Annotated in this window: 17 protein-coding genes; all 17 read left to right on the top strand. The window is 69.9% G+C overall.

What is annotated here, in order from left to right; all coding sequences use genetic code 11:
* The first annotated feature begins 5 nt into the window (after positions 1-5).
* The 17 genes from thrC to ABZ910_RS16140 all read left to right on the top strand — a co-directional run bounded on the left by thrC (position 6) and on the right by ABZ910_RS16140 (position 18,127).
* Positions 6-1,064 carry a threonine synthase gene (gene thrC, locus ABZ910_RS16220; RefSeq protein ID WP_361364557.1) on the top strand — a complete coding sequence of 353 codons (1,059 nt, stop codon included), beginning with the start codon at positions 6-8 and terminating at the stop codon, positions 1,062-1,064.
* Between the two features lie 267 nt (positions 1,065-1,331).
* The gene (thrB, locus tag ABZ910_RS16215) at positions 1,332-2,249 is read left to right on the top strand and encodes a homoserine kinase (RefSeq protein WP_361364554.1); all 918 of its coding nucleotides are present in this window, start codon (positions 1,332-1,334) and stop codon (positions 2,247-2,249) included.
* A 403-nt stretch (positions 2,250-2,652) separates the two neighbouring features.
* The gene (rho, locus tag ABZ910_RS16210) at positions 2,653-4,647 is read left to right on the top strand and encodes a transcription termination factor Rho (RefSeq protein WP_361364552.1); all 1,995 of its coding nucleotides are present in this window, start codon (positions 2,653-2,655) and stop codon (positions 4,645-4,647) included.
* A 242-nt stretch (positions 4,648-4,889) separates the two neighbouring features.
* A complete protein-coding gene (locus ABZ910_RS16205; protein WP_361364832.1) occupies positions 4,890-6,608 on the top strand; it encodes a trypsin-like serine protease in 1,719 nt (572 codons plus the stop codon).
* Positions 6,609-6,801: 193 nt separating this feature from the next.
* Positions 6,802-7,935 (top strand): LCP family protein, encoded by a 1,134-nt coding sequence (locus ABZ910_RS16200; RefSeq protein ID WP_361364549.1) that lies wholly within the window; start codon positions 6,802-6,804, stop codon positions 7,933-7,935.
* 171 nt (positions 7,936-8,106) lie between these two features.
* Positions 8,107-8,328 (top strand): 50S ribosomal protein L31, encoded by a 222-nt coding sequence (rpmE, locus tag ABZ910_RS16195; protein WP_361364546.1) that lies wholly within the window; start codon positions 8,107-8,109, stop codon positions 8,326-8,328.
* 105 nt (positions 8,329-8,433) lie between these two features.
* Entirely contained in the window at positions 8,434-9,501 is a 1,068-nt protein-coding gene (gene prfA / locus ABZ910_RS16190; RefSeq protein WP_361364544.1) for a peptide chain release factor 1, read from the top strand.
* Positions 9,502-9,531: 30 nt separating this feature from the next.
* Positions 9,532-10,377, top strand: coding sequence for a peptide chain release factor N(5)-glutamine methyltransferase (gene prmC, locus ABZ910_RS16185; protein WP_361364541.1), 846 nt, complete (start codon positions 9,532-9,534; stop codon positions 10,375-10,377).
* Between the two features lie 61 nt (positions 10,378-10,438).
* The gene (locus ABZ910_RS16180; RefSeq protein ID WP_361364539.1) at positions 10,439-11,086 is read left to right on the top strand and encodes an L-threonylcarbamoyladenylate synthase; all 648 of its coding nucleotides are present in this window, start codon (positions 10,439-10,441) and stop codon (positions 11,084-11,086) included.
* A complete protein-coding gene (locus tag ABZ910_RS16175; protein WP_361364537.1) occupies positions 11,083-11,760 on the top strand; it encodes a protein-tyrosine-phosphatase in 678 nt (225 codons plus the stop codon). The genes ABZ910_RS16180 and ABZ910_RS16175 overlap by 4 nt, the downstream gene beginning before the upstream one ends.
* Before the next feature lie 127 nt (positions 11,761-11,887).
* On the top strand, positions 11,888-13,126 hold the full coding sequence (gene glyA / locus ABZ910_RS16170; protein WP_361364534.1) for a serine hydroxymethyltransferase: 1,239 nt from the start codon (positions 11,888-11,890) through the stop codon (positions 13,124-13,126).
* Between the two features lie 138 nt (positions 13,127-13,264).
* A complete protein-coding gene (locus tag ABZ910_RS16165) occupies positions 13,265-14,602 on the top strand; it encodes an MraY family glycosyltransferase (RefSeq protein WP_361364531.1) in 1,338 nt (445 codons plus the stop codon).
* A gap of 321 nt (positions 14,603-14,923) precedes the next feature.
* Entirely contained in the window at positions 14,924-15,370 is a 447-nt protein-coding gene (locus ABZ910_RS16160; protein WP_361364829.1) for a hypothetical protein, read from the top strand.
* 210 nt (positions 15,371-15,580) lie between these two features.
* A complete protein-coding gene (atpB, locus tag ABZ910_RS16155; protein ID WP_361364528.1) occupies positions 15,581-16,417 on the top strand; it encodes a F0F1 ATP synthase subunit A in 837 nt (278 codons plus the stop codon).
* A 74-nt stretch (positions 16,418-16,491) separates the two neighbouring features.
* Complete coding sequence (locus ABZ910_RS16150; RefSeq protein WP_361364525.1) at positions 16,492-16,731, top strand: F0F1 ATP synthase subunit C; 240 nt, start codon at positions 16,492-16,494, stop codon at positions 16,729-16,731.
* 41 nt (positions 16,732-16,772) lie between these two features.
* Positions 16,773-17,315 carry a F0F1 ATP synthase subunit B gene (locus ABZ910_RS16145; protein ID WP_361364522.1) on the top strand — a complete coding sequence of 181 codons (543 nt, stop codon included), beginning with the start codon at positions 16,773-16,775 and terminating at the stop codon, positions 17,313-17,315.
* Complete coding sequence (locus tag ABZ910_RS16140; protein WP_361364519.1) at positions 17,312-18,127, top strand: F0F1 ATP synthase subunit delta; 816 nt, start codon at positions 17,312-17,314, stop codon at positions 18,125-18,127. Before ABZ910_RS16145 ends, ABZ910_RS16140 begins: the two co-directional genes overlap by 4 nt.
* Positions 18,128-18,215: the final 88 nt, after the last annotated feature.

The raw sequence follows: 18,215 nt of genomic DNA, 5'->3' as shown, positions 1-18,215 counted from the left end.
GAGCAATGACCCACCAGTGGCGCGGAATCATCGAGGAGTACCGGGACCGGCTGCCGGTATCCGACACCACGCCGGTCGTGACGCTCCGCGAGGGCGGCACGCCGCTCGTGCCCGCGCAGGTGCTCTCCGAGCGCACGGGCTGCGAGGTCCACCTGAAGGTGGAGGGGGCCAACCCCACCGGCTCCTTCAAGGACCGGGGCATGACCATGGCCATCTCCAAGGCCAAGGAGGAGGGGGCCAAGGCCGTCATCTGCGCCTCCACCGGCAACACGTCCGCCTCCGCCGCGGCGTACGCCGTACGTGCCGGGATGGTCTCCGCCGTCCTCGTGCCGCAGGGCAAGATCGCGCTCGGCAAGATGGGCCAGGCCCTCGTGCACGGCGCGAAGATCCTCCAGGTCGACGGCAACTTCGACGACTGCCTCACGCTCGCCCGCAATCTCAGCGACAACTACCCTGTGGCGCTGGTCAATTCGGTCAACCCGGTACGGATCGAGGGGCAGAAGACGGCCGCCTTCGAGATCGTCGACATGCTGGGCGACGCCCCCGACATCCATGTGCTGCCGGTGGGCAACGCGGGCAACATCACCGCGTACTGGAAGGGGTATCGGGAGTACGCGGCCGACGGCATCGCCGGGCGCACCCCCCGCATGTGGGGCTTCCAGGCGTCCGGCAGCGCCCCGATCGTGCGCGGCGAGGTCGTCAAGGACCCGTCGACCATCGCCACCGCGATCCGGATCGGCAACCCCGCCTCCTGGAGTTACGCCCTTCAGGCCCGGGACGAGTCCGGCGGTCTCATCGACGAGGTGACGGACCGTGAAATCCTGCGCGCCTACCGCCTGTTGGCCGCGCAGGAGGGCGTCTTCGTGGAGCCCGCGTCCGCCGCGTCGGTGGCCGGTCTGCTCAAGGCGGCCGAGCAGGGCAAGGTCGATCCGGGGCAGCGCATCGTGTGTACGGTCACCGGTAACGGCCTGAAGGATCCCGACTGGGCCGTCGCCGGCGCCCCGCAGCCGGTCACCGTCCCGGTCGACGCGCCGGCCGCGGCGGAGTGGCTCGGCCTCGCCTGAGCCGGGTGACCTGGGCTCGCCCGAGGTGAGGTCCCCGCCAGGGGACTCCCCTACAAGGGGTGCACAGGGGGCTTGCGACACGCATCGTGCGCCTCCTGTGCGCCCTATGTCGCCACAGAACCTTCCTTCGATAGGCTGTACTGAACCCGCCCGCTGCATATGCCTTCGCATACGGCGCGGGGCCGTGCGTCGCCGCGGCCCGAGGGTCTTCACCCGCCTATCGAGTGTCATTCGACCATCACGCAGCTCAAGGAGAGTCATCGAGCGATGGCCGGTCCAGCTTTCCGCGCCGCCGCCGTCCGGGTGCGCGTCCCCGCCACCAGCGCCAACCTCGGCCCGGGCTTCGACGCCCTCGGCCTCGCGCTGGGGCTCTACGACGACGTGGTCGTCCGGGTGGCCGATTCCGGGCTGCTCATCGACATCGCGGGTGAGGGCGGCGACACGCTCCCGCGCGACGAGCGGCACCTGCTCGTACGCTCCCTGCGCACCGCGTTCGACCTGCTCGGCGGGCAGCCCCGCGGCCTGGAGATCGTCTGCGCCAACCGCATTCCGCACGGCCGCGGCCTGGGGTCCTCCTCCGCCGCCATCTGCGCCGGAATCGTCGCCGCGCGGGCGGTCACGATAGGCGGCGAGACCCGGCTCGACGACACGGCGCTGCTCGAACTCGCCACCGAGATCGAGGGGCACCCCGACAACGTGGCCGCCTGCCTGCTCGGCGGGTTCACCCTGTCCTGGATGGAGGGCGGCGCCGCCCGCGCGATCAGGATGGAGCCCGCCGATTCCATCGTTCCGGTGGTTTTCGTGCCCGGAAAGCCGGTGCTCACCGAGACCGCGCGCGGCCTGCTCCCGCGCACCGTGCCGCACGTCGACGCCGCGACCAACGCGGGCCGTGCCGCGCTGCTCGTCGAGGCGCTCACCCGGCGCCCCGAGCTGCTGCTGCCCGCCACCGAGGACCGCCTCCACCAGGACTACCGCGCGCCCGCCATGCCGGACAGCGCGGCGCTGGTCGAGCGGTTGCGTGCCGACGGCATCCCGGCCGTCATCTCGGGTGCCGGACCCACCGTCATGGCGCTGGCCGACGCCGGCACCGCCGACAAGGTGGAGGCCCTGGCGGGAGCGGACTGGGCGGCCAACCGGCTGAGCCTCGATGTACAGGGAGCGAGTGTGCTGCCGCTTGCGACCTGACACACGGTTGCCGGATTTGGAGAGGGGGAATGTTTGTTGGATCCGGTAGTGTTAACCTCAAGTCTGCACCCGACCTCCACCATGGCGAGGTGCTTCGTGTCCCCGTCAGGGACAGACATTCTTCCGGGAGCCTCCCAACCCACTCCATGTTCCGTACGTCGTACCTGGGCAGCACGCCGTACGTGATCATTGAGCAGGGCGCAGGGCACGCTCCGGAATCGGTGCAACCGCGCCACGTGACACTGGATGTCACGGCTCGAGGTAGCGCCATCACCAGATATCTCTTCCGCCGCTTTGGCGGACCACCGCCCCGGCTTGGTTCACAGAGACAGGACCACTGCCGGACAGCACAACCGGTCGCCGAGCCAGACAGGCCGACGTCCGCTCCAGGGAAGGACCCTTCGTGAGCGACACCACCGATCTGATGGGCGCACGTGTCGAGGAGACCGCTGCCGCGCCCGCCACGGACGCCTCCGCGCCTGCCACCGGTGCGGGCTCCCGGCGGCGCCGCGGTACCGGCCTCGAGGGCATGGTGCTGGCAGAGCTGCAGCAGGTCGCATCCGGCCTCGGCATCAGGGGCACCGCGCGCATGCGCAAGAGCCAGCTGATCGAGGTCATCAAGGAGGCGCAGGCGGGTGGGGGTACCTCCCAGGCCCTTTCGGGCTCTGGGGGAGGCGCCGCCCCGGCCGCGAAGTCCGGCGACGCCACCGAGACCAAGCCGAAGCGCCGGGCCACGTCCCGTACCCGTACGGGCGATGAGGCAGCGGAGAAGAAGGCGGAGAAGCCCGCCGAGGCCGCCGCCGACAAGGCCGTGTCCCAGCAGCAGATCGACATTCCCGGCCAGCCGGCCAGTGATGACGCCGCCCCCGAGCGCCGCCGTCGCCGTGCCACCGCCGAGGCCGGTGCCCCCGAGACTGTCGCCGCCGAGGCGAAGGGCGAGGCCAAGGCCGAGGCGCCCGCGCAGGACGAGGCCAAGGGCGAGGCCGGCGAGGGCCGTGGCCGCCGCGACCGCCGTGACCGCGGCGAGCGCGGCCGTGACCGCGACCGCCGCGGCAAGGGCGACGACCAGCAGGGCCAGGGCCGTCAGGACCGTCAGCAGCAGGGTCAGGGCGGCGGCCGTCAGGACCGTGGTGGCCAGCAGCAGCAGCAGGACGACGACGACTTCGAGGGCGGCCGTCGTGGCCGTCGCGGCCGCTACCGCGACCGCCGTGGCCGTCGTGGCCGCGACGACGTCGCCGAGCCGCAGCTGGCCGAGGACGACGTCCTGATCCCCGTCGCGGGCATCCTCGACATCCTCGACAACTACGCGTTCATCCGGACCTCCGGCTACCTGCCGGGCCCGAACGACGTGTACGTCTCCCTCGCCCAGGTCCGCAAGAACGGCCTGCGCAAGGGTGACCACATCACCGGTGCGGTCCGTCAGCCCAAGGAGGGCGAGCGCCGCGAGAAGTTCAACGCGCTGGTCCGGCTCGACTCCGTCAACGGCATGGCGCCCGAACACGGCCGCGGCCGCCCGGAGTTCAACAAGCTGACGCCGCTGTACCCGCAGGACCGGCTGCGCCTGGAGTCCGAGTCGGGCGTGCTGACCACCCGCATCATCGACCTCGTGTCGCCGATCGGTAAGGGCCAGCGCGGTCTGATCGTGGCCCCGCCGAAGACCGGCAAGACCATGATCATGCAGGCGATCGCCAACGCGATCACGCACAACAACCCCGAGTGCCACCTGATGGTCGTCCTGGTCGACGAGCGTCCGGAAGAGGTCACCGACATGCAGCGGTCGGTCAAGGGCGAGGTCATCTCCTCGACCTTCGACCGTCCGGCCGAGGACCACACCACGGTCGCCGAGCTCGCCATCGAGCGCGCCAAGCGTCTGGTGGAGCTGGGTCACGACGTCGTCGTGCTGCTCGACTCGATCACGCGTCTGGGCCGTGCGTACAACCTCGCCGCCCCCGCCTCCGGCCGCATCCTCTCCGGTGGTGTCGACTCGACCGCGCTGTACCCGCCGAAGCGCTTCTTCGGTGCGGCCCGCAACATCGAGGACGGCGGCTCGCTCACCATCCTCGCCACCGCCCTGGTGGACACCGGGTCCCGCATGGACGAGGTGATCTTCGAGGAGTTCAAGGGCACCGGCAACATGGAGCTCAAGCTCGACCGGAAGCTCGCCGACAAGCGCATCTTCCCGGCGGTGGACGTCGACGCGTCCGGCACCCGTAAGGAAGAGATCCTGCTCGGCGCCGAGGAGCTCAACATCGTCTGGAAGCTGCGCCGGGTGCTGCACGCGCTCGACCAGCAGCAGGCGATCGAGCTGCTCCTCGACAAGATGAAGCAGACGAAGTCGAACGTCGAGTTCCTCACGCAGATCCAGAAGACGACGCCCGCTCCCGGCAACGGTGACTGATCGCCGTTGAGCCGACGGTCGCTCGTCGACGAAGGGCCGCCCCTGTAAACGGGGGCGGCCCTTCGGCTTTCCCCCGGGGTACGATCGCGCTCTTCGATCGGCTTTCCTGCCGTCGAATTCCTGATCCCGAGGGGGGACTTGTGGGCACACCCACGCCCGAAGGCGGTCGGCACAGACGCCGGATACGCATCGCACTGCCCGTCGCCGCGGCCTCGGTCGCCGCGGCCGTCACCGCCGCGCTGATGGTGTCGTCCGCGGGAGCGGCCACCGCGGTGCCGACGCCGACCGAGAAGCCCGCCATCAGCTCGCCGTCGCTCGCCACGCTGCAGAAGCGGGTCGCGGGCGCCCTCGCCGGTGACGACACCCCGGGGCGCACGACCACGAAGTCGTCCATGAGCGCGAGCACCACCGGCACCGGTACCGTCGACCCGAAGGTCATCGGCGGCACCGAGACCACCATCACGAGCGCGCCGTGGATGGCACAGCTCTGGTACTACGACGACCGCGGCACCGCCGACGAGAGCGACGACCTCGGCTTCTTCTGCGGCGGCTCGGTCGTCTCGCCGACGAAGATCCTCACCGCCGCGCACTGCGTCAAGGGCTACGACTGGAACGCGAACGGCGCGATCGTCACCGGGACGTCCCAGCTGCCGACCACCGACAGCTCCGGCAACACGGACCTGCACGGCGGCACCGTCACCGGTGTCCTGCGGCAGTGGAACCACCCGTCGTACAGCGCGACGACGATCAACAACGACATCGCCGTGCTCACCCTGGGCGCCCCGGTCAAGGCGACGCCGATCCGGATGACGACCGCCGGCGACACCGCCTCGTACGCGGCGGGCACCAGCGCCACGCTCTACGGCTGGGGCCGCACCAGCTCCACCAGCCAGGACATCTCCGAGACGCTGAAGACGGCCACGCTGCCCATCCAGTCGGACGCCACCTGCTCCGGCTACTACGGCACGGACTTCACCGCGGGCCACATGGTCTGCGCCGGCGACCCCGCCACCGGCAGCGACGCCGGCACCACCTCCGCCTGCAACGGCGACTCCGGTGGCCCGCTCGTGGTGGGCGGCCGGATCGTCGGCGTCGTCTCCTGGGGCGTGGAGGACTGCGTCGAGAAGGGCGCGTACAGCGTCTTCTCGAAGGTCGGCACCTATGCCGGCGCCGCCTACGCGCAGGTCGACGACGCGAACCTCAGCTACACCGACGGCAAGGCCGACGTGTGGCTGCGCAACGCCTCCACCAAGACCGGCTACGAGAAGGACTCCAAGGGCACGTCGCTGGCCACCCGCTCCTCCTGGGGCTCCTGGAACGGCGTCAACGTCGTCCTGCAGGCGGACCTCGACCGGGACGGCATCCAGGACCTCGTCGTCCGCGACAGCGCCACCGGTGACGTCTACTGGATGCACTACGTCGTGGCCTCCGGCTCCTGGGCCAAGACGAGGATCTTCACCGGCTGGAAGACCCGCACCCGCATCATCACCCCCGGTGACGTGACCGGCGACTACCTGCCCGACCTGCTGTCCGTCGACTCCGCCGGCGCCCTGTGGATCTACCCGGGCAAGGGCAACGGCACCTTCGGCTCCCGCGTGGAGGTCGGCACGGGCTGGAACCAGTACAACTCCGTGCGCGGCCACGGCGACTTCAACGGCGACGGCAAGGCCGACCTGATCGCCCGCAACAAGAGCACCGGGGACGTCTACCTGTACAAGGGCACCGGCAAGTCCGGCACCGGCGCCTTCTCGGGCCGGGTCAAGGTCCGCTCGGCGTGGACCGGCTACAACGCCTTCGACGCGGTCGGTGACATCAGCGGCGACGGCAAGGCGGACTTCCTGGCCCGCACCCCGGGCGGCACGCTCTACCTGTACAAGGGCACCGGCAAGGCGACCAGCGAGATCTTCGCCACAAGGGCCTCCCTCGGCACGGGTTACCAGCAGTACGACATCTTCGGCTGAAACCGCAGGTGAGCGGGTTCCCCCCGCTCACCGCGCTACGCACGGTGCCCACCGCCGCACGCGGTGGGCACCGTGCGTTGTGCGACGCTTTCCGAAGCTTCGCCGTCTGACCAGGTGGAGCGACGATGGTGCGGGCGACCGGACCTCACCCTGGAAACGGGGGTACCCGACCGGACGAGAACCGAGGAGCACATTGTCCGCCGAGAGCATGCCGGGCAGCGGCATACCCGAGCCCGGCACGAACGGACCGCGCGACGGCGCGGGCTACGGCAGTCCCCGGCCCCGCGGCAAGCGCAAGGCCCTGCGGGTCATGGCATGGACCGCCGCGGGCGTCGTCCTGCTGGGCGGCGCGGGCGCCGGCTATGTGTACTTCAAGCTCAACGGCAACATCAGAAGCGTCGACATCAACCAGGCCCTGGGCGCCCACCGGCCGACGAAGGTCGACAACGGTTCCGAGAACATCCTGCTCCTCGGCTCGGACACCCGCTCCGGCGCCAACGGCAAGCTCGGCGGCGGCGACGACGACGGCTCCTCGCGCTCCGACACGGCGATGATCATCCACGTCTACAAGGGGCACAAGAAGGCGAGCGTGGTGTCCATCCCGCGCGACACCCTCATCAACCGCCCGTCGTGCACGGACACCAGTGGCACCCTGCACCCCGCCGCGTCCGACGTGATGTTCAACTCGGCCTACTCCACCGGTGGTGCGACCTGCGCGGTGAAGACCGTCGAGTCCGTCACCGGCATCCGCATGGACCACTACCTCGAGGTCGACTTCACGGGCTTCAAGAAGCTCATCGACGACCTCGGCGGGGTCACGGTCACCACGACCAAGGACATCGACGACCCCAACAGCCACCTCGACCTCAAGGCCGGCCGGCACACGCTCACCGGCCGGCAGGCTCTCGGGCTGGTCCGCACCCGGCACGGCGTCGGCGACGGCTCCGACCTCGGCCGTATCCAGCTCCAGCAGGCGTTCATCAAGGCCCTGGTCAACCAGGCCAAGCAGATCGGCGTCTTCAGCAACCCCGAGAAGCTGTACAGCGTCGCCGATGCCGCCACCAAGACCGTCACCACCGACTCCGAGCTGGGCTCGGTGAACTCCCTGGTGGACTTCGCGAACGGCCTGAAGGGCATCAGCCCGGCGCACATGAAGATGGTCACGATGCCGGTGCGCTACGACCCCACGGATCCGAACCGGGTCCTGGTCGCCAAGACCCAGGCGAAGCAGGTCTGGCGCGCGCTGGAGCACGACCGGCCGATCCCGAAGAGCGCGGCGAAGGGCACCGCCACCGGCAAGGCCACCGGCGTCGTGACCTCGTCGTAGACACCGTGTGACAGGCGGTCGTACGCCCCCTTTCGGCCCGCGGGAATACATCGTCCCACCACCCGGTTTTGGGGGATGCGCCCAGTCCTGGCAGACTGGTACGTCGGCTCCGGTTCACGCGGTCGCATTCCGCGGCGGCGACCCGGCGCCCTCCCGAATCTAGGAGACACCTTGAAGCGCGACATCCACCCCGAGTACGTCGAGACGCAGGTCAGCTGCACCTGTGGCGCGTCGTTCACCACGCGTAGCACCATCGGCTCCGGCACCGTCCGTGCCGAAGTCTGCTCCGAGTGCCACCCGTTCTACACGGGCAAGCAGAAGATCCTCGACACCGGTGGCCGTGTGGCCCGCTTCGAGGCCCGCTTCGGCAAGGCCGCCGGCTCCAAGAAGTAGCGAGCCCCCATCCGCCGGTCCACGGTCGCGCCCGCTCCAGGGCGTGCCGGGACCGGCGTTTTTGGTCGCCCGCCCTTCCGTCCCGTTCGCATTCAGGAGCCCACCATGTTCGAGGCAGTCGATGAGCTGGTCGGTGAGCACGCCGACCTGGAGACGAAGCTCGCCGATCCGTCGGTCCACGCCGACCAGGCCAACGCGCGCAAGCTGAACAAGCGTTACGCCGAGCTCACCCCGATCGTCGCCACGTACCGCTCCTGGAAGCAGACCGGTGACGACATCGAGACCGCGCGTGAACTCGCCGCCGACGACCCGGACTTCGCCGCCGAGGTCAAGGAGCTGGAGCGGCAGCGCGAGGAGCTCACCGAGAAGCTGCGCCTGCTGCTGGTCCCGCGCGACCCCAGCGACGACAAGGACGTCATCCTCGAGATCAAGGCGGGCGCGGGCGGCGACGAGTCCGCCCTGTTCGCCGGCGACCTGCTGCGCATGTACCTGCGGTACGCGGAGCGCGTGGGCTGGAAGACCGAGATCATCGACTCCACGGAGTCCGAGCTCGGCGGCTACAAGGACGTCCAGGTCGCGGTGAAGACCCGCGGTCAGATGGAGCCCGGCCAGGGCGTGTGGGCGCGGCTGAAGTACGAGGGCGGTGTGCACCGCGTGCAGCGCGTGCCGGCCACCGAGTCGCAGGGCCGTATCCACACCTCCGCCGCCGGTGTCCTCGTCACCCCCGAGGCCGAGGAGGTGGACGTGGAGATCAACCCCAACGACCTCCGCATCGACGTCTACCGCTCCTCCGGTCCCGGCGGCCAGTCCGTCAACACCACCGACTCCGCCGTGCGCATCACGCACATCCCCACCGGAGTCGTCGCTTCCTGCCAGAACGAGAAGAGCCAGCTGCAGAACAAGGAGCAGGCTCTGCGTATCCTGCGCTCCAGGCTGCTCGCCGCGGCGCAGGAGGAGGCGGAGCGGGAGGCCGCCGACGCCCGCCGCAGCCAGGTCCGCACCGTCGACCGCTCCGAGAAGATCCGTACGTACAACTTCCCGGAGAACCGCATCTCGGACCACCGCGTCGGCTTCAAGGCGTACAACCTGGACCAGGTCCTGGACGGCGAGCTCGACGCGGTGATCCAGGCCTGCGTCGACGCCGACTCGGCGGCGAAGCTCGCGGCCGCGTAAGGCACGTACGAGTACACACGGAGGACGAGCGTGAACCTGCTGCTCGCGGAGGTGGCGCAGGCCACCCAGCGGCTGGCCGACGCCGGCGTGCCCTCGCCGCGCAACGACGCGGAGGAGCTCGCCGCCTTCGTGCACGGTGTGAAGCGCGGCCAGCTCCACTCCGTGAAGGACTCCGACTTCGACGCCCGCTACTGGGAGGTCGTCGCCCGCCGCGAGCAGCGCGAGCCGCTGCAGCACATCACCGGGCGCGCCTACTTCCGGTACCTGGAACTCCAGGTCGGGCCGGGCGTGTTCGTGCCGCGGCCGGAGACCGAGTCGGTGGTCGGCTGGGCCATAGACGCCGTGCGCGCCATGGACGTGGTCGAGCCGCTCATCGTCGACCTGTGCACCGGCTCGGGTGCCATCGCGCTCGCGCTCGCGCAGGAGGTGCCGCGCTCGCGCGTGCACGCCGTGGAGCTGTCCGACGAGGCGATCCGCTGGACCCGCAAGAACGTGGAGGGGTCCCGGGTCGACCTGCGCCAGGGCAACGCGCTGGAGGCCTTCCCGGACCTCGACGGCCAGGTCGACCTCGTCATCTCCAACCCGCCGTACATCCCGCTCACCGAGTGGGAGTACGTCGCCCCCGAGGCGCGGGACTACGACCCCGAACTCGCCCTGTTCTCCGGCGAGGACGGCCTCGACCTCATCCGCGGCCTGGAACGCACCGCACACCGGCTGCTGCGCCCCGGCGGCGTCGTCGTGATCGAGCACGCCGACACCCAGGGCGGCCAGGTGCCGTGGATCTTCACCGAGGAGCGGGGCTGGGCCGACGCGGCCGATCACCCGGACCTCAACAACCGCCCCCGGTTCGCCACCGCCCGCAAGGCGATGCCGTGAGCGGCCCGCAGACTTCGACCCAGCAGTACGTGTACTTCGTGTACGAGGAGGCTCGTTAGAGATGGCACGGCGATACGACACCAATGACGCGACCGACCGCGTGACGGGTCTGCGCGAGGCCGCCTCCGCCGTCCGTCGTGGCGAGCTCGTGGTGCTGCCGACCGACACGCTGTACGGCATCGGCGCCGACGCGTTCTCCCCGGAGGCCGTAGGCGACCTGCTGGAGGCCAAGGGCCGGGGCCGCAATATGCCGAGCCCCGTCCTCATCGGCTCCCCGAACACGCTGCACGGTCTCGTCACGGACTTCTCCGAGCTGGCCTGGGAGCTGGTCGACGCGTTCTGGCCGGGCGGTCTCACGCTCGTCGCACGGCACCAGCCGTCGCTTCAGTGGGACCTGGGGGACACCCGTGGCACCGTCGCCGTGCGCATGCCGCTGCACCCGGTCGCCATCGAGCTGCTGACCGAGGTCGGCCCGATGGCCGTGTCCTCGGCGAACCTCTCCGGCCACCCCGCGCCCGAGGACTGCGACGCCGCCCAGCGGATGCTCGGCGACGCCGTGTCCGTCTACCTCGACGCCGGTCCGACCCCCGGCAACATCGCGTCGTCCATCGTCGACGTCACGCGTGAGGTGCCCGTGCTGCTGCGCGAGGGCGCGATCTCCCAGGACGAGCTGCGCAAGGTCGTACCAGACCTCGAGGTGGCGAATTGACGGCCCCTAACGCGGGGCGTGGCATAGGCAACGGGGAAAGCACCGCGGAACAGACCACGACCTTCGGGTTTCCGCGCGACACCTTCCGCATCCTCCACGTCAGTACCGGCAACGTGTGCCGCTCGCCGATCACCGAGCGGCTGACCCGCCACCTCGTGCGGGAGCGGCTCGGCGTCCTGGGCGGCCCGCTGGTCGTGGAGAGCGCGGGCACCTGGGGCCACGAGGGCGCGCCCATGGAGGCCAACGCGGAGACCGTGCTGGCCGAGTTCGGCGCGGACGCCACCGGCTTCATGGGCCGTGAACTGCTCGACGAGCACGTGATCATGGCCGACCTGGTGCTGACCGCGACCCGCGACCACCGGGCCCAGGTGATCTCCATGGGGCACTCGGCGGGCCTGCGCACCTTCACGCTCAAGGAGTTCACCCGCCTGGTCCGCGCGATCGACCCGGCCACCCTGCCGCCGCTGGACGACGGCGTGGTCACGCGCGCCCGTGCCCTGGTCCGTGCGGCCGCCGCGCTGCGCGGGTGGCTCCTGGCGCCGAACGCCGAGGCCGACGAGGTCCACGACCCCTACGGCGCCCCGCTGACGTTCTTCCGCTCCATCGGCGACGAGATACACGAGGCCCTGGACCCGGCCGTCACCGCTCTCACCGGCGTACCCGCGCGGATGTGACGGCCGGGCACCCCGACCGCCCCGGGCCTACATTGGACGTACGCCACCGAGGCGTGTGAGCCGAGGAGCACCGGCTGAGGCGCCCCGGAGGCGAACCGCCCACAACACGACCGCCCGGGAGCCCGCCATGTCGGCCAGCCCTACCCTCGAGGCCGATGTCCTGCGGCGACAGGACCCCGAGCTGGCCGAGATCCTGCTGGCGGAGCTGGCCCGCCAGTCGACGACGCTGCAGCTGATCGCCGCCGAGAACTTCACGTCCCCGGCCGTGCTGGCCGCGCTGGGCTCGCCCGTGGCCAACAAGTACGCCGAGGGATACCCCGGCGCCCGGCACCACGGCGGCTGCGAGATCGTCGACGTCGCCGAGCGCGTCGCGGTCGACCGGGCCAGGGCACTGTTCGGCGCCGCCCACGCCAACGTCCAGCCGCACTCCGGCTCCTCCGCCATGCTCGCCGCGTACGCCGCCCTGCTGCGGCCCGGCGACACCGTGCTCGCCCTCGGACTGCCCCACGGCGGCCATCTCACGCACGGCTCGCCGGCCAACTTCTCCGGCCGCTGGTTCGAGTTCGTGGCGTACGGGGTGGACGCGGAGAGCGGGCTCATCGACTACGACCAGGTGCGCGCGCTGGCCCGGGCGCACCGGCCCAAGGCGATCGTGTGCGGGTCCATCGCCTATCCCCGGCACATCGACTACGCCTTCTTCCGGGACGTGGCCGACGAGGTCGGCGCCTATCTCATCGCCGGCGCCGGGCATCCCATCGGGCTCGTCGCCGGGGGAGTGGCGCCGAGTCCGGTGCCGTACGCCGACATCGTCTGCGCGACCACGCACAAGGTGCTGCGCGGGCCGCGCGGCGGGATGATCCTGTGCGGGGCGGAGCTCGCCGAGCGCGTCGACCGGGCCGTGTTCCCCTTCACCCAGGGCGGCGCGCAGATGAACTCCGTCGCCGCCAAGGCCGTCGCCTTCGGCGAGGCGGCGACCGAGGCCTTCGCCGCGTACGCCCGGCGGGTCGTCGCCCACGCGAAGGTGCTGGCGGCGGAGCTGGCCGACGAGGGGCTCGCCGTCACCACCGGGGGCACGGACACGCACCTGATCACCGCCGACCCGGCGCCCCTCGGCATCGACGGGCGCACCGCGCGCGGCCGGCTCGCCGCCGCGGGCCTGGTGCTGGACTGCTGCGCGCTGCCGCACGGCGACGCACGCGGTCTGCGGCTGGGCACGGCCGCGGTGACCACGCAGGGAATGGGGGAGGCGGAGATGGCGCGGATCGCCGTGTTGCTGGCCGGGGTATTGCGCGGTGAGATCGACGTCACGGGGGCGCGTGACGAGGTCCGCGGGCTGACCGGTAGATTTCCGCCGTATCCCGGCTGAGCGGGGGTAGGCGCACGGTCATGCACCTGGTGCCCGGCCACAGTGCAACCGTCGCCCGCTGCCCGGAAGTCCCCATACATATGCGACCGTCGCTAGGGTGTGGGGCTGTGATGACCAGCGAGACCTGTGGGGAAGCCTGTGCGTGAATACCTGCTGACGCTCTGCATCACGGCCGCGGTGACGTATCTGCTGACAGGGCCGGTACGGAAATTCGCGATCGTGGCGGGAGCCATGCCGGAGATCCGGGCACGTGACGTGCACCGGGAGCCCACTCCGCGCCTCGGCGGGATCGCGATGTTCTTCGGCCTGTGCGCGGGCCTGCTGGTCGCCGATCACCTCACCAACCTCCACGAGCTCTTCGTCCGGTCCAACGAGCCGCGAGCGCTGCTCTCCGGGGCGGCGCTGATCTGGCTGATCGGTGTCCTGGACGACAAGTTCGAGATCGACGCCCTGATCAAGCTGGGCGGCCAGATGATCGCCGCCGGCGTCATGGTCATGCAGGGTCTGACGATCCTGTGGCTGCCCGTCCCCGGCGTCGGCAACGTGGCGCTGACCCAGTGGCAGGGCACGCTCCTGACGGTCGCGCTCGTCCTCGTCACGATCAACGCCGTGAACTTCGTGGACGGCCTGGACGGTCTCGCGGCGGGCATGGTGTGCATCGCGGCGACCGCGTTCTTCCTGTACGCGTACCGGATCTGGACGTCGTACGGCATCGAGGCCGCCGCCCCGGCGACGCTGTTCGCGGCGATCCTGATGGGCATGTGCCTGGGCTTCCTGCCGCACAACATGCACCCGGCGCGGATCTTCATGGGCGACTCCGGCTCGATGCTGATCGGCCTGGTGCTGGCCGCGGGCGCGATCTCGATCACGGGTCAGGTGGACCCGGACGCGCTCAACCTGTACGCCGGCTCCGAGAAGGCGGCGGTGCACCAGACGGTGCCGGTCTACATCCCGCTGCTGCTGCCGCTGACGATCATCGCCGTGCCGGCCGCCGACCTGGTGCTGGCCATCGTGCGCCGCACCTGGCGCGGTCAGTCGCCGTTCGCCGCCGACCGCGGGCATCTGCACCACCGGCTGCTGGAGATCGGCCACTCGCACAGCAGGGCGGTGCTGATCATGTACTTCTGGTCGGCGCTGATCGGCTTCGGGGCGCTGGCCTACTCCGTGAACTCCGCGTCCATGTGGATCGTGCTCGGCGTCGTCTTCCTCAGCGCGATCGGCCTGGCGCTGCTTCTGCTGCCCCGGTTCACCCCGCATGCGCCCCGCTGGGCGGAGATCCTCGTGCCGCCGCGCTACCGCCACAGTGCGGCCGTGGCGCCCATGGGCCCCGTGGCGGCGGCCGACGAGTCCGAGCTGTCCGCCGAGGGCGAGCAGCAGGCTGCCGTCGCCGTCGGGGTGCCCGGCGTCAACGGGGCCACCGCAATCGGCGCTCGTTCGCGCTTCCTGGATCGGCGCAAGGCGGGAACGTCGCGCTGACGCCGCCGGCCCGGCGCCCTCCGGTAAGGTAAGAATCTGACTAGAGCATTGCCCTTTCATGGGGGAACGAAGCGCCCTAATACCAGACAAGCTGGTCGCGTTTTCGCCCAGACGCGCAGCGTCACCCTCATGTGTGACGCCGAGCACACGAACGGGTAAAGACCTCATCAAATAGTTTGTGATACGGTTCACGAGAACCCCGGACAGAACCGAAGGACCGTAGTGAGACGGTCCCTTGGCGTGAGGTCTTCACCCCCTCAAGCCGGGACTACGCTCGTCCATGACGACACCCCTGCCCCCTGCGAAAGCGGAGTTGCCGCCATGCCGTCAAATGACGCCCGGATCCTGGCCCAGGCCGCCGTACCCACGGCCGCCGTCGGCGCACTCGCCGCCGTTGTCAGTGGGATCGTCGCCGGCGGCAAGGGCGCGATCGGGGCGGTCGCCGCGACGCTGATCGTGATCCTCTTCATGGGGATCGGTCTCTACGTCCTGCAGCGCACCGCCAAGTCGCTTCCGCATCTCTTCCAGGCCATGGGTCTGATGCTCTACGCGGCGCAGCTGTTGCTGTTGTTCATCTTCGTCGCCGCCTTCAAGAACACCACGCTGTTCAATCCCCGGGTCTTCGCCATCGTGCTCGTCGTCTCCACCCTGACGTGGATCGTCGCGCAGACGCGTGCCCACATGAAAGCCAAGACGCTTTACGTCGAACCCGATTCGACGACCTCCTCGAACGACGACAAGCCCGAAAAGACGGGGCATGGGTCGTGAGAGGTAGGGCCGGGATAAAGGCGCACGAGAGATGCTGCTATCGTCCGGTGCCAACTGCGGCATCGCGGGCGCGGGCATCTGAGCTGACGCCCACTCAATCGCGAGGCGAGATGCCCCACAGCCGCCCCCCCATCCGTAACACCAGTCCCGTGCCGAACCGCGGCCGAACGCCGCGCCGACACAACGAGGTTGCCGTATCCATGCGCCACGATGAAGGAGCCCGCGGTGAGTGCTGATTCGATGCAGACGCTCGCTTCCGATGCGAGCTGCCACCTGTTCACCGGGTGCGGCTTCCCGGCTCCGGGCTTGCACTCGTTCCTGTTCAAGCCGATCTGGGGCAACGCGAACAGCAACGTGTACTTCGACAAGCCGATGCTGCTGGCGCTGCTCGGCTCGATCATCATCGTCGGTTTCTTCTGGACCGCCTTCCGTAAGCCGAAGGTCGTCCCGGGCAAGCTGCAGATGGTCGCCGAGGCGGGGTACGACTTCGTCCGCCGCGGTGTCGTCTACGAGACGCTCGGAAAGAAGGAAGGCGAGAAGTACGTTCCTCTCGTCGTCTCCATCTTCTTCTTCGTCTGGATGATGAACCTCTGGGCGATCATCCCGGTCGCCCAGTTCCCGGTGACGTCGATCATCGCGTACCCGATCGGGCTCGCACTGATCGTCTACGTCCTGTGGGTCTCGCTGACCTTCAAGCGACACGGCTTCGTCGGCTTCTTCAAGAACGTCACCGGCTACGACAAGTCGCTCGGCCCGGTGCTGCCGCTGGCCATGGTCATCGAGTTCTTCTCGAACCTCATCGTGCGGCCCTTCACTCACGCGGTGCGACTCTTCGCGAACATGTTCGCCGGTCACACGCTGCTGCTGCTCTTCACGATCGCCAGCTGGTACCTGCTGAACGGCATCGGCATCGCCTACGCGGGCGTGTCCTTCGTGATGACCATCGTGATGACCGCCTTCGAGCTCTTCATCCAGGCCCTGCAGGCGTACGTCTTCGTCCTTCTGACGTGCGCCTACATCCAGGGCGCGCTCGCCGAGCACCACTGAGCACCCGCCTCACCCACCCCGTAGTCGTCCGGTGGCCAACCCCCACCGGTCCGTAAAGAAAAGGAAGAACTGGCATGCTCCAGACCCTTGCTGCCGCCGCCGGCGTTCACGGTTCGCTCGGCTCGCTCGGTTACGGCCTCGCCGCCATCGGCCCCGGCGTCGGCGTCGGCATCATCTTCGGTAACGGCACCCAGGCGCTGGCCCGTCAGCCCGAGGCCGCCGGTCTGATCCGCGCCAACCAGATCCTCGGCTTCGCCTTCTGTGAGGCGCTCGCCCTCATCGGCCTGGTCATGCCGTTCGTCTACGGCACGTGATCGTCGGATCCACGACAGCCCACTAGACGAAAGGCACTGACATGAGCCCCCTGGTTCAGCTGGCGGCTGAGGCGGAGAACCCCCTCTTCCCGCCGCTCCCCGAGCTCATCATCGGCCTGATCGCCTTCGTCATCGTCTTCGGCTTCCTCGCCAAGAAGCTCCTCCCGAACATCAACAAGGTTCTGGACGAGCGCCGCGAGGCGATCGAGGGCGGTATCGAGAAGGCCGAGGCCGCGCAGACCGAGGCCCAGAGCGTTCTTGAGCAGTACCGGGCCCAGCTCGCCGAGGCCCGGCACGAGGCCGCGCGCATGCGCCAGGAGGCGCAGGAGCAGGGTGCCGCGCTCATCGCGGAGATGCGGGCCGAGGGCCAGCGTCAGCGCGAGGAGATCGTCGCCACCGGTCACGCTCAGATCGCCGCCGACCGCAAGGTCGCCGCTGCCACGCTCCGTCAGGACGTCGGCAAGCTGGCCACCGAGCTGGCCGGCAAGCTGGTCGGCGAGTCCCTCGAGGACACCGCCCGCCAGAGCCGTGTGATCGACCGCTTCCTCGACGAGCTCGAGGAGAAGGCCGAGGCCGCGCGATGAACGGAGCGAGCCGCGAGGCACTGGCAGCCGCACGTGAGCGTCTCGACGCGCTGACGGACTCGACGTCCGTGGACGCGGGCGCGCTCGCCGACGAGCTGGCGGCCGTCACCGCGCTGCTCGACCGCGAGGGGTCGCTGCGTCGGGTCCTCACCGACCCGGCGCAGCCCGCCGACGCGAAGGCCGAGCTGGTTCAGCGCCTGCTCGGCGGCCAGGTCAGCGGCCCCGCCGCCGACCTGGTGGCCGGCATGGTGCGATCCCGCTGGTCGCAGCCGCGTGACCTGGTGGACGCGCTGGAGGAACTGGCGGACATCGCCGACCTCACCGCGGCGCAGAAGGCGGGCCGGCTCGACAGCGTCGAGGACGAGCTGTTCCGGTTCGGCCGGATCATCGCCTCGAACCCCGAGCTGCGCGCCGCGCTGACCGACCGCAAGGCCGACACCTCGGCCAAGGTCGAGCTGCTGCGCCGGCTGCTCGGCGGCAAGGCGGACAAGACCACCGAGCGTCTGGTGACGCGCCTTGTGACCGCGCCGCGGGGACGTAGCCTGGAAGCGGGACTGGAGTCCCTGTCCAAGCTCGCCGCGGAGCGCCGGGACCGCATGGTCGCGGTCGTCACCTCGGCGGTGCCGCTGAGCGACGCGCAGAAGCGGCGCCTGGGCGCGGCCCTCGAGAAGCTCTACGGCCACAAGATGCACCTCAACCTCGACGTCGACCCCGAGGTCGTCGGCGGGATGCGGGTGCAGGTCGGCGACGAGGTCATCAACGGCTCCATCGCGGACCGTATCGAGGACGCCGCCCGCCGCATGGCGGAATAGCAGCAACTCAACAAGCAGTACGTACTTACACGGCCCTGGTTGGGCCGTAGCAGAGGATTCACCTCTTCAAGGGGGGAGTCCCCATCCC

The organism is Streptomyces sp. NPDC046805 (assembly GCF_040645355.1).
In the GTDB taxonomy this organism is placed as follows: domain Bacteria; phylum Actinomycetota; class Actinomycetes; order Streptomycetales; family Streptomycetaceae; genus Streptomyces.
The sequence above is the reverse complement of the archived record's forward strand: the minus strand, read 5'-3'. Positions and strand labels throughout refer to the sequence as shown.